At 72.9% G+C, this 11,572-nt stretch carries 12 protein-coding genes; 5 read left to right on the top strand and 7 right to left on the bottom strand.

The genetic code is table 11. The features are described 5' to 3' along the window. The 4 genes from AC3X7Z_RS14905 to AC3X7Z_RS14890 all read left to right on the top strand — a co-directional run bounded on the left by AC3X7Z_RS14905 (position 1) and on the right by AC3X7Z_RS14890 (position 3,589). On the top strand, positions 1 to 600 hold the full coding sequence (locus tag AC3X7Z_RS14905) for a Jag family protein (RefSeq protein WP_489976411.1): 600 nt from the start codon (positions 1 to 3) through the stop codon (positions 598 to 600). 50 nt (positions 601 to 650) lie between these two features. Beyond that, complete coding sequence (gene rsmG / locus AC3X7Z_RS14900; protein WP_489976410.1) at positions 651 to 1,349, top strand: 16S rRNA (guanine(527)-N(7))-methyltransferase RsmG; 699 nt, start codon at positions 651 to 653, stop codon at positions 1,347 to 1,349. A 313-nt stretch (positions 1,350 to 1,662) separates the two neighbouring features. Continuing rightward, entirely contained in the window at positions 1,663 to 2,601 is a 939-nt protein-coding gene (locus tag AC3X7Z_RS14895; RefSeq protein WP_489976409.1) for a ParA family protein, read from the top strand. 13 nt (positions 2,602 to 2,614) lie between these two features. Then, entirely contained in the window at positions 2,615 to 3,589 is a 975-nt protein-coding gene (locus AC3X7Z_RS14890; protein WP_489976408.1) for a ParB/RepB/Spo0J family partition protein, read from the top strand. Between the two features lie 134 nt (positions 3,590 to 3,723). On the opposite strand, the gene AC3X7Z_RS14885 is transcribed toward AC3X7Z_RS14890, so the two are convergent. Together AC3X7Z_RS14885 and AC3X7Z_RS14880 are read right to left on the bottom strand one after the other, a co-directional pair. After that, positions 3,724 to 4,527, bottom strand: coding sequence for a lysophospholipid acyltransferase family protein (locus tag AC3X7Z_RS14885; RefSeq protein ID WP_489976407.1), 804 nt, complete (start codon positions 4,525 to 4,527; stop codon positions 3,724 to 3,726). Between the two features lie 47 nt (positions 4,528 to 4,574). Beyond that, positions 4,575 to 5,789, bottom strand: coding sequence for a pyridoxal phosphate-dependent aminotransferase (locus tag AC3X7Z_RS14880; protein ID WP_489976406.1), 1,215 nt, complete (start codon positions 5,787 to 5,789; stop codon positions 4,575 to 4,577). A 41-nt stretch (positions 5,790 to 5,830) separates the two neighbouring features. Between AC3X7Z_RS14880 and AC3X7Z_RS14875 the strand changes: the two genes are divergently transcribed. Beyond that, a complete protein-coding gene (locus AC3X7Z_RS14875) occupies positions 5,831 to 6,475 on the top strand; it encodes a GNAT family N-acetyltransferase (protein WP_489976405.1) in 645 nt (214 codons plus the stop codon). Between the two features lie 9 nt (positions 6,476 to 6,484). Here AC3X7Z_RS14875 and trxA read toward each other — a convergent pair whose 3' ends face one another. The 5 genes from trxA to AC3X7Z_RS14850 all read right to left on the bottom strand — a co-directional run bounded on the left by trxA (position 6,485) and on the right by AC3X7Z_RS14850 (position 11,547). Further along, positions 6,485 to 6,808 carry a thioredoxin gene (gene trxA, locus AC3X7Z_RS14870; RefSeq protein ID WP_277395305.1) on the bottom strand — a complete coding sequence of 108 codons (324 nt, stop codon included), beginning with the start codon at positions 6,806 to 6,808 and terminating at the stop codon, positions 6,485 to 6,487. 88 nt (positions 6,809 to 6,896) lie between these two features. Next, positions 6,897 to 7,916, bottom strand: a complete 1,020-nt coding sequence (gene trxB / locus AC3X7Z_RS14865) for a thioredoxin-disulfide reductase (RefSeq protein WP_186339677.1) — start codon at positions 7,914 to 7,916, stop codon at positions 6,897 to 6,899. A 96-nt stretch (positions 7,917 to 8,012) separates the two neighbouring features. Then, complete coding sequence (locus AC3X7Z_RS14860) at positions 8,013 to 8,759, bottom strand: hypothetical protein (protein WP_489976404.1); 747 nt, start codon at positions 8,757 to 8,759, stop codon at positions 8,013 to 8,015. Between the two features lie 89 nt (positions 8,760 to 8,848). Continuing rightward, the gene (sigM, locus tag AC3X7Z_RS14855) at positions 8,849 to 9,517 is read right to left on the bottom strand and encodes an RNA polymerase sigma factor SigM (protein ID WP_489976403.1); all 669 of its coding nucleotides are present in this window, start codon (positions 9,515 to 9,517) and stop codon (positions 8,849 to 8,851) included. Further along, on the bottom strand, positions 9,514 to 11,547 hold the full coding sequence (locus AC3X7Z_RS14850) for a protein kinase family protein (protein ID WP_489976402.1): 2,034 nt from the start codon (positions 11,545 to 11,547) through the stop codon (positions 9,514 to 9,516). The genes sigM and AC3X7Z_RS14850 overlap by 4 nt, the downstream gene beginning before the upstream one ends. Between the last annotated feature and the right edge of the window lie 25 nt (positions 11,548 to 11,572).

The raw sequence follows: 11,572 nt of genomic DNA, 5'->3' as shown, positions 1-11,572 counted from the left end.
GTGAGCGAGCAGCTGACCGACGGCGAGACCACCGAGGCCACCCCCGACGGCGGGGCCACCACCCACGTCGACGCCGCACCCGTCGACGCCGCCGGTGCGGACGAGGCCGGTGCGGACGAGGCCGGTGCCGCGCGCCCGTCCAAGGTGCAGCGCCTCGAGAACGAGGGTGACATCGCCGCCGACTACCTCGAGGAGCTCCTCGACATCGCCGACCTCGACGGTGACCTCGACATGGACGTCGAGGGTGACCGCGCGAGCGTGCAGATCGGCGGCGCGGACCTGAGCCTGCTCGTGGGGCGCAACGGCGAGGTGCTGGAGGCGCTCCAGGAGTTGACCCGTCTCGCGGTCTACCGAGAGACCGGCGAGCGCTCGCGCCTGATGCTCGACATCGACGGACACCGCGCCCAGCAGCGCGAGCGCCTCGTCGCCCTGGCCGAGACGTCCATCGCCCAGGTGAAGGAGTCGGGCCAGCCGGTCTCGCTCGACCCGATGAGTGCCTTCGAGCGCAAGGTCGTCCACGACGCGGTCGCCGCCGCCGGCCTCACCTCGGAGTCCGAGGGCGCGGAGCCCAGGCGACACGTGGTGATCCTCCCGGCGTGAGTGACGACGTTTCACGTGAAACACCCTCCGTGCCTCCCGAGGCGCGGGGGGTGTTCGCGTCCGACCGGCTGCCGCTTGCGGAGCGCTACGCCGAGCTCTTGGCGACCGAGGGCGTCGTGCGTGGGCTGATCGGCCCGCGGGAGGCGCCGCGACTCTGGGATCGGCACCTGCTCAACTCAGCCGTGCTCACCGAGGCGATCCCGGACGGATCGACGGTGTGCGACATCGGCACCGGAGCAGGCCTGCCCGGTGTCGTGGTCGCGATCGCACGTCCCGACCTGGCGGTGACGCTGGTGGAGCCGCTGCTACGGCGCACGACGTTCCTCGACGAGGTGGTCGCCGAGCTCGGGCTGACGCACGTGCGCGTGGTGCGGGGACGGGCGGAGGAGCTGCACGGCATCGAGACGTACGACGTGGTGACCTCCCGCGCGGTGGCCCCGCTCGACCGGCTGCTGGGCTGGTCGATGCCGCTGGTGGCGCCGGCCGGCGCACTCGTGGCGATGAAGGGTCGGTCGGTGCACGACGAGATCGCGGCCTCCCGTGCGGTGCTGCGTCGCTGGCGGTGCGGCGAGCCCGAGGTGTTCGAGCTCGGCGTCGGCGTGCTCGATCCGCCGACGACGGTCCTCCGGGTGCCGTGGGCCGATCCGGGCCGGATAGGTTGGCCTCTTGCCCGCGGGCACCGGACCACGCCCCCCACCAAGCGGCCCGCGCGCGGGGACCGACGAGCGACCAAGCGAGAGGTGAGCTGAGTTGAGCCACGGCCCCCATGACGATCCCACCGTCCACACTGATGGCACCGACGACGGGCGCGGCGGCGTTCCCGAGGGCGGTGAGCACTGGCGTGCCGGCGATCGGCCGTACCCGTTTTCCACCGACGCGGCAGGGGGGGGTGAGCGCAATTATCCACAGTTTGGTGCGGGTCATCCACAGAACGGGGACAACCGGCCCGTGCCATCCTCGCCGTCTGAGGACGATGTTTCACGTGGAACCAGCAAGCGCCCGGCGACGGAGCCGCCCGCCCCGACCCGCGGTGTTTCACGTGAAACCAAGCCGGCGTGGCAGGTGCGCACCGCCGGCGAGCTCGCGGGTCAGGACACCGACTTCGCGGGCGAGGCGACCCCACTGGCCCAGGCCGCCCAGCACTCGGTGCTCGCGCGGACCGGCGGACTGCGCCGTCAGGGTGTCGCACGTCCCCCGGCGACCCGGGTGATGGTCGTGGCCAACCAGAAGGGCGGGGTCGGCAAGACGACGTCGACGGTCAACGTCGCGGCGGGCCTGGCCCAGCTCGGCCAGAAGGTCCTGGTCATCGACCTCGACCCGCAGGGCAACGCCTCGACGGCCCTCGGCATCGACCACCACCGTGGCGTCCCGTCGACCTACGACATGCTCGTCGAGGGCGCTCCGCTGGCCGACGTGATGACCGAGTGCAGCGACCTCCCCGGCCTGTGGGTCGTACCGGCCACCATCGACCTGGCGGGGGCCGAGATCGAGCTCGTCAGCGTGGTGGCGCGCGAGCAGCGGCTCGACCGCGCCATCACCGCCCACGCCCTCGTGGGGAGCGCGGCCGACGCGGGCGAGGAGCGGTTCGACTACGTCCTCGTCGACTGCCCCCCGTCGCTCGGGCTGCTCACCCTCAACGCGCTCGTGGCGGGGCGGGAGATGTTCATCCCGATCCAGGCGGAGTACTACGCGCTCGAGGGCCTCGGGATGCTGCTGGAGACGGTGGAGATGGTGCGTCAGCACCTCAACCCCCGCCTGACCATCTCGACCATCCTGCTCACGATGTACGACGCCCGCACCCGGCTCGCGGCCGGCGTGGCCGAGGAGGTCCGTGGACACTTCGGCGACCAGGTGCTCAAGACCGCCGTCCCGCGGTCCGTGCGGGTCTCGGAGGCGCCGTCCTACGGGCAGACCGTGATGACCTACGATCCGGCGTCGGCGGGAGCACTCTCCTACCTGGAGGCCGCCCGTGAGATCGCGACCAAGGGAGCATCTACATGATCGAGGTCCAGGCATGAGCGCCAACGCACCGCGCCGCGGGCTGGGTCGTGGCCTGGGCTCGCTGATCCCCACGACGCCCAGCCAGCCCGCTCCTTCGACGCCCGGCGCCGCCGCTGCGCCGTCGTCCGACCGTGGCGGACCGGCCGCCGCGGACTCGGGCGCCGCCGCCGCTCCCGTCGCGGGCGCCTACTTCGCCGAGCTGCCGATCGCCCAGGTGCGGCCCAACGCCCGCCAGCCGCGGCAGGTCTTCGAGGAGGAGGCACTCGCCGAGCTGGTGCACTCCATCCGTGAGGTCGGTCTCCTGCAGCCGGTGGTGGTGCGGCGCACGGGCGAGGAGAGCTACGAGCTCATCATGGGCGAACGCCGGTGGCGGGCCTCCCAGCAGGCCGGCCGCGACACGATCCCCGCGATCGTGCGCGAGACCGACGACGAGGACATGCTCCGCGACGCGCTGCTGGAGAACCTCCACCGCTCCCAGCTCAACCCCCTCGAGGAGGCGGCGGCCTACGGTCAGCTGCTCGAGGACTTCGGCTGCACCCACGAGGAGCTGGCCCAGCGCATCGGTCGCTCGCGACCGCAGATCTCCAACACCCTACGGCTGCTCAAGCTCTCTCCCGCCGTCCAGCGCCGCGTCGCTGCGGGAGTGCTCTCGGCCGGGCACGCACGCGCGCTCCTCTCGGTCGACGACGCGGCGCTCCAGGACAAGCTCGCTGCACGGGTCACCGCCGAGGGCATCTCGGTGCGCGGGCTCGAGGAGATCGTGTCGGTCGGCGTCGAGGAGGCCGCCCCCCGGGTGCGGCGCAACAAGCCCGTCGCGCCCGGTCTCGGCGAGCTCGCCGACCGGCTCTCCGACCGTCTCGAGACGCGCGTCAAGGTCGATCTCGGCAAGGCCAAGGGCAAGATCACCGTCGAGTTCGCCAGCCTCGACGACCTGCGCCGGATCGTCGACATCATGGACCCGCGCAACCGGGACGACCGCCCGATCTGACGGTGGGCGGGCCGACACACCACGTCCGATCCGGGGCCGGTGTGCGCGGTCTCGACAAGGCGGTCGACCAATGTCGACAAAGCGACATGTCGCTCAAGCGATGTAACGATGTGGCGACCTAGCGACAGATCGATCTAGCGCTCTGGCTGCTTGTCCGCCGGCATCGCTGCCTGCGTGGAGGCACGCTTCTCGGCGCGGCGCCGGGCGCGCTCGCGCTTCTCCTCGGCGTCGAGCCGCGCGGCCTGCTCGAGCGTGGGGGCACCGCCTCCCATCGACGCGGGCAGCCACCACGAGCCCGGCGGCTGCTCCGCTGCCGGGTGGGCGGCGATGGTCTCGCGCAGCAGCTCGGACATCCGGTCGTGGAGCTGCGCGGTCTCACCCACCGGGTCGTCGCCCGTCGGGTGCAGGGGCTCGCCCACGGTGATCGAGATGGCGCGCCCGCGGGAGAAGTCGCGCGGGTGGTCCTTGGTCATCATCCGCTGGGTGCCCCACAGGATCACGGGCAGGAGCGGAACGTCGGCCGCGGCGGCGATGCGGACGGCACCGGTCTTGAACTCCTTGAGCTCCATGGCGCGCGAGATGGTGGCCTCGGGGAAGATCCCGACCGCCTCCCCGCGGCGGAGCAGGTCGACGGCCTGGTGGAAGCTCTCCACGCCCTCGCCCCGGTCGACCCGGACGTGATGCATCGAGCGCATGACCGGACCGCCGATGCGGTGGTCGAAGATCTCGCGCTTGGCCATGAACCGGACCAGCCGTCGCGACGGGTGGGCGGCGAGCCCGCCGTAGATGAAGTCGAGGTAGCTGACGTGGTTGAACGCCAGCAGCACGCCCCCCTCGCGGGGCACGTGGTCGGTGCCGCAGAGCCTGATGTCCTGGCCGAGGAGGCGGAAGGCCGTCTTGGCGGTGACGATGATCGGCGGGTAGGTCACATCGCGCATGGCGAGGAGCCTAGGGGTCGCCCGAGCGGCGCGGCGACCGTTCGTGATCAGCGTCGCGTGGCGAGGAAGTCGGCGATGCGCCCGATGGCCTCCTCGAGCACCGACGCCTCGGGCAGCGTCACCAGCCGGAAGTGGTCGGGCTCGGGCCAGTTGAACCCCGTGCCGTGCGTGACGAGGATCTTCTTGGCCCGCAGCAGGTCGAGCACCAGCTCCTGGTCGTCCTCGACCGCGTAGACGGCCGGGTCGAGCCGCGGGAAGCAATAGAGGGCCCCGCGCGGCTTGACGTTGCTGACGCCGGGGATCTCGTTGAGGAGCCGGTGGGAGAGCATGGACTGCTCGTAGAAGCGTCCTCCGGGGCCGATGAACTCCTCGATGGACTGGTAGCCGCCCAGGGCGGTCTGGATGGCGTGCTGGGCGGGCACGTTGGCGCACATGCGCATGTTGGCGATGAGCGTGAGCCCCTCGAGGAAGTCGGTCGCGATCTCCTTGGGCCCCGAGATCATCACCCAGCCGGCGCGGTAGCCGCACACCCGGTAGGCCTTGGACAGCCCCGAGAACGTCAGGCACAGCACGTCGTTGCCGCCGTAGGTCGCCGCGTGGTGGTGCTGGGCGTCCTCGAACAGGATCTTCTCGTAGATCTCGTCGGCCATCACGACGAGCTGGTGGCGCCGCGCGATGTCGACGAGCGCCTTGACGGTCTCCGCGCTGTAGACGGCGCCGGTGGGGTTGTTGGGGTTGATGATGACGATGGCGTGGGTGTTCTCCGTGATCCTGGCCTCGATGTCGGCGAGGTCGGGGTTCCACTCGTTGGCCTCGTCGCACCGGTAGTGCACGGGGACGCCACCGGCGAGCGTCACGGCGCCCGTCCACAGCGGGTAGTCGGGGGCCGGCACGAGGATCTCGTTGCCGTCGTCGACGAACGCCTGGAGCACCATCGAGATCAGCTCGGACACGCCGTTGCCGATGAAGACGTCCTCGACGCCCACGTCGCGCAGCCCGCGCGACTGGTAGTAGTGCATGACGGCGGTGCGCGCCGACCAGATGCCCTGGCTGTCGGCGTAGCCCTGCGACTGGGGCAGGTGGTGGATCATGTCGGCGAGGATCTGCTCGGGCGCCTCGAACCCGAACGGGGCGGTGTTGCCGATGTTGAGCTTGAGGATCCGGTGGCCCTCGGCCTCGAGCCGCTGCGCCTCCAGCAGGATCGGGCCGCGGACGTCGTAGCGGACACCTTGCAGCTTCTTGCTCTGTCGGATCGGGCGCACGCCTCATCCTCTCAGGCGCGGTCGCGGTCTAGCATCGAGACGTGTCCCGCAAGACCGCGTACCTGACGCTCGACCACCTCCGCGAGCTGGCCGACCCGGTGCGTTCGTGCGTGTTCTGGGAGCTCACCCCGGTCGAGCGCTCGCGCCTCGACGACGCCGACCGGATCGCCGAGAAGGAGCGCTGGCTCGCGTCGGTGACACGCGAGTGGGGTCCGTGCGGGCGGGTGGTGCGCATCGACGGTCGTACGGTCGGGCACATCGTCTACGCCCCGGCGACGCGGCTGCCCGGTGCCGCGGCCCTGCCGACCGCCCCGGGCTCGCCCGACGCGATCATCGCGGCCACCGCCTGGGTCGAGCCGTCCCTGCGGCGCAGCGGGCTCGGACGCCTGCTGGTCCAGTCGATGGCCGCCGACCTGGTCGAGCGAGGTCACACCACCATCGAGGCCTACGGCGACACGCGGGGGCACACCGTCGGGTGCGTGCTGCCGGCAGACTTCCTCGGCCGGGTGGGCTTCACCGTCCAGCGGGCGCACCCGACGACGCCGCGGCTGCGGATGGACCTGCGCACGACGCTGAGCTGGAAGGACGAGGTCGAGCTCGCCCTCGAGAAGGTCTGGGGGGTGGTGCGCCCCACGCAGAAGGCGACCCGCCCGATCGGATCGGTGCGGGTCGCCTCGCGCGACTAGAGGTGGGGCTCAGATGATGCCGTCGAGCTCCTTGAGCAGCGCGGCCTTGGGCTTGGCGCCCACGATGGACTTCACGACCTCGCCGCCCTGGTAGACGTTGATCGTCGGGATGCCGGTGACCCGGTAGGACGACGGCGTCACGGGGTTCTCGTCGACGTTCATCTTGAGGAACGTGAGCTTGTCGCCGTGCTCGGCGTTGAGCTCGTCGAGGATCGGGGCGACCTGGCGGCACGGGCCGCACCACTCGGCCCAGAAGTCCACGAGGACCGGCTTGTCAGACTTCAGGACCTGCGCCTCGAACTCGGCGTCGGTCACGGCGGCGATGTTGCCCACGGGTGTGCCTCTCTCTCGATGCTGTTGATGCGACGGAAGTCAGTGCCGTCCCAACACGGGGTCGGGGGCAGATGTTCCCGGGCGCGCCTCAGAGGCCGGCGGTCTGCACCTGGTCGGTGAGCGCGTCCATCGCGACGTCGTCCTGGGCCTGGCGGGCCGTCGCCCCGGTGTGGTCGAGCTCGGCGAGGTAGCGCTCGGCGTCGAGCGCGGCCGAGCAGCCGGTGCCGGCGGCGGTGATCGCCTGGCGGTAGTGGTGGTCGACCAGGTCGCCGGCGGCGAACACCCCGGGCAGGTTGGTGGCCGTGGAGGGGTGCCGGACCAGCACGTAGCCGTCGCCGTCGAGGTCGACCTGCCCGGTGAGCAGCTCCGAGCGCGGGTCGTGGCCGATCGCGATGAACAGCCCGGTGGCGGGCAGCTCGCGGGTCTCGCCGGTGACGGTGTCCTTGAGGGTGATCGACTCGAGACGGTCGCTGCCGTTGATGCTCTCCACGACCGAGTTCCACTCGATCTCGAGCTTGGGGTCGGCGAACGCCCGCTCCTGCATGATCTTGGAGGCGCGCAGCTCGTCGCGGCGCACGATCAGCGAGACCTTGGAGCCGAAGCGGGTCAGGAAGGTCGCCTCCTCGATGGCCGAGTCGCCACCGCCGACCACCGCGATGTGCTGCTCGCGGAAGAAGAAGCCGTCGCAGGTCGCGCACCACGACACGCCGCGCCCGGAGAGCTCCTCCTCGTTGGGCAGTCCGAGCTTGCGGTAGCCCGAGCCGGTGGCGAGGATCACCGCGCGCGCGGTGTAGGTCTCAGTGGCGGTCTTCACGACCTTCACCTCACCGGTGAGGTCGACCTCGACGACGTCGTCGGAGACCAGCTCGGCGCCGAACCGCTCGGCCTGGGCGCGCATCTCGTCCATCAGCGCCGGACCCATGATGCCGTCGCGGAAGCCGGGGAAGTTCTCCACCTCCGTGGTGTTCATCAGCGCGCCACCGGCGGTGACCGAGCCCTCGAGGACGAGCGGGTTGAGCGAGGCGCGGGCCGCGTAGACGGCGGCGGTGTAGCCCGAGGGGCCCGAGCCGATGATGATGACGTTGCGCGTCTCGGTGCTGGTGCTCATGAGTGGTCAGTGACTCCTGCGGGATCGACTGGGGGGTGGGCGGTACGCCATCCTCAACGGATCGTAGGGGAGTGTTGTTCCGCAGCGGAGGGGCGCTCAGGGCGCGGGCAGCGTGAGGGTGCGCACCGGGGCGGTGATCCCGCACACGTAGACCTCGGCCTGCTGGGCAGCGCCGTCGGGGCGACGGAACACCACCACGCCGGGCTGGCCGTCGACCTCGACGAGCAGGCGGCGCCCACGGCCCAGGTCCGGCAGGTCGCAGCCGTCGACGGCGTCGGGCGAGCCGACCACCCGGTGCCGGGCGGAGGCCTGCGGGCGCAGCGCCAACAGCTCGTCGTCGAGGCGGGAGTCCGCTGAGGAGAGAGTGGGACGACCCGCGAACGCCGTCGCACCGCCGCTCTTGAGCGACTCCGGCGCGGACTCGGCCGCACCGGCCCCGTCGTCGGCCCCGTCGTCGGCACTGTCACCGGCACTGTCGCGGGCGCTCGGGTCGCGGCTCGGCGCGGGGGCCCCGGCGATCGAGCTCTCGGAGGAGGACCCGGCGCTGGCGTCGTCGGAGCCGACACGGGGGAGGGCCTGGCCGATCGCGACCCCGGCGACCACGACCGACGCGGCGGCCAGCAGCCCGATCCCGGCGCGGCGCCGCCGGCGCGAGCCGATGTCGACGATCCTCCCGGGCGACGACGCGGCCGTCGCGTCCGCACCGCGCTCGGCGACGAGCGAGGCCAGGGTGTCGTCGAGGCGCGCGACGACCTCGGGAGGCGTGGACTCGTCGTGACGCGCGTCGGCGAGGAGACGGCGTACGGCCTCCTGCTCGGGTGGCAGCCCGGAGGGATCGGGCATCGGGGCTCACCTCCTCGGGCGGCGCGGCGTGGTCACGGTCGGGGTCGGGCGACCCGGTCACGGACCAGGGTCGGGATCGGAGAACGGGGTCAGGGCGGGGGCGGTCCCCGCGGCCGCACGCTCGGTTGGACGGGACCGTCGGGCGGCGGGTTCCCGTGGGGCGGGTCACCGGCGGGGTGCTGGAGGTCGGCGAGGATCCCGGCCAGCTTGGTGCGTCCGCGCGAGCAGCGGGACTTCACCGTGCCCTCCGCGCACCCGAGCATCCGGGCGACCTCTGCGACGGGGTAGCCCTCCATGTCGACCAGCACGAGCGCGGCGCGCTGCTCGGCGGGCAGGGTCGCGAGCGCGTCGAGCACGCGCCGACGGCGCTCGGAGTCGACGGCGACCTCGTCGGGCCGGTCGTCGCGCACCGCGGCGGCCACCACGGTGCCGCGGTCCTCGACGTCGTCGGGCAGCGCCTCGAGGCGCCGGATCCGCGCCGACCGGATGCGGTCGAGGCACGCGTTGACCACGACCCGGTGCAGCCAGGTCGTGACGGCGGCCTCACCGCGGTAGGAGCCGGCGCGACGGAACGCCGCGATCATGGCGTCCTGGAGTCCGTCGGCAGCGTCCTCGGGGTTGCCCATCGTGCGCAGCGCGACCGCCCACAGGCGGTCGCGGTGGCGGGCGAACAGCACGCCGAACGCCTCCGCGTCGCCGTCGACGTGGGCCTGCAGCAGCGCCTGGTCGGAGCGCTCGTCGCTCGCGGCGGTGCTCACCCGAGCACCTGCACCTCGGTGATCGTGCCGCGGAAGCCGTCGTCGACCTGGGGCAGCAGGGTGAGCCAGACCGTGACGTAGCGCCCGGACACCGCCTCGTCGAGGTCGACCGTCAGGTCGCCGGTGCCGGAGGCGGTGCCGACCGGGGTGAGCTCGGCGACGCCGGTGGGCGGCTCGGAGGTGACGTAGGCGGCGAGCGAGGTCTGTCCGCCGGTGGTGGAGACGACCACCCGGCGCACCGCCTTGGTGGCGCCGAGGTCGACGACGAGGCCGACCCCGGTCTTGAGGCCGGCCGGGCCGAAGTTCTGCTCGTAGGTCGAGGTCGACCACGAGGTGGCCGGGTCGCCGTCGAGGACGTTGGGCACCGAGTCGGGGTTCTCCTCCTGCGGGGCGGCGCCCTGCGGGTCGAAGTCGACGGCACTCAGGTCGGCGAAGGCCGTCGGCTCGGCGACGCTGGGGCTGGCCGTGGCGGTCGGCTCGTCGCCCGAGCCGGGCGTGGGCGGCTTGAGCCCGAGCTGGTAGGCGGCGACGGCGGCCACCCCCACGAGCAGGCAGATGCCCATGATCAGCGCGAGCCGGATCCAGCGGCGTCCGGGCACCTGGTCGCCGGTGTCGTCGACGTCGCCGGTGTCCCAGCGGTCGTCCGACCACGACCCGGAGGCCCACGACCCGGTGTCGCGCCCGAGCGGACGTACGCCGGAGTCGGTGTTGGGGCCCGAGTCCCACGGCCAGTAGGACGAGTCGGTGACGGCCCGGCTGCCGGGGCGCGGGCGGCGTACGGGCTGACCGTCAGGCGGGTCGGGGGCGAAGAGCGGCTTGGGCTCCGGCTCGTCGAGCGGCGGCGGCGGCGCGGGCCGCTCCGCGCGCGCACGCAGCCAGTCGACCTCGTCGTCGTCGTGGAACACCGGCATCCCGGCCTCGGTGGGCAGGTCGGTCACCGACGGAGCGGGAGCGGGAGCGGGATCGGGAGCGGGCGCCGACGCCTCGGCAGGCGGCGACCCGGGGTCGGCGTCGGCCGCGGGACCGACCCGGGGGGCGACCTCGGTGTCGGTGTCCGAGCCGGACGGGACCACCAGCTCGACGTCGGTGCGGGTGCCGTCCTCGACCTCGGTGGCGGTGTGGGTGGCGGCCCCGGGGGCCAGGTCGGGGGCCAGGTCGGGGGCCACGTCGGGGGCCAGGACGGGGGTGGGCGGCGCGCCGGAGACGGTGGGCGGCGACGAGGTGGCGATGGGAAGCACGGCGTGGAGGGGGTGGGCGGGCACGTGGGTGCCGGTCGTCTCCCCGACGTGCTCGAGGAGCAGGTCGCGCACGGTGCGGGCCGAGGGCGGCGGGGCGTCCTCGCGCTGGGGGTTGAGCACCTGGTCGCAGAGCGCGTCGAGCATCCGCGGGATGCCGGCGCGGACCCGCCGTGGGCGCAGCACCCGCCCGTGCACCTCGGGTGCGGGAGGCAGGGCGGAGGGGGAGACCCCGGCCCACTTGCCGGTGAGCGCGCAGTAGAGCAGCCCCACCAGGTCGACGTCGTCGACCTGCGCCCGACCGGGCGGGAGGCCGCGCAGGGCGGCCTCGACGCCGAAGCCGATGATGCGTACCTGGCCGTGCTGGTCGACCAGCACGTGCTCGGGGGTCAGGCAGCCGTGGGCGAGCCCTGCCTCGTGCGCCCCGACGAGGCTGTCGGCCACCTCGGCGACGAGCCAGGCGGCGCGGCGGGGGGCGATCGGCCCCTCGCGGGTGAGCAGGATGTCGAGGGAGTCGCCCTGGCCCCACTCGTTGACCACGAAGCAGCGGCCGTCGGCCTCCTCGGCGTCGAGCACCCGCAGCAGCCGCCGGTCGATGACCGGGCCGGTGCGCCGCGCCGCCTCGAGGAGCGGCTGGGCGCGGTCGTCGTCGCGGCCGAGGATGTGGACGGCGACCGGGCGGTGCAGCACGAGGTCGTGGGCCCGCCAGAACCGGCCGGCACCCGACTCGGCCAGGAGGTCGTCGAGGCGGTAGCGCCCGGCGAGGACGTCACCGGCCTGCATCGACGCAGCCACCGCTCACCCCACCTCTCCTCACACG

Source organism: Nocardioides sp. Z24_21 (assembly GCF_058134345.1).
The sequence above is the reverse complement of the archived record's forward strand: the minus strand, read 5'-3'. Positions and strand labels throughout refer to the sequence as shown.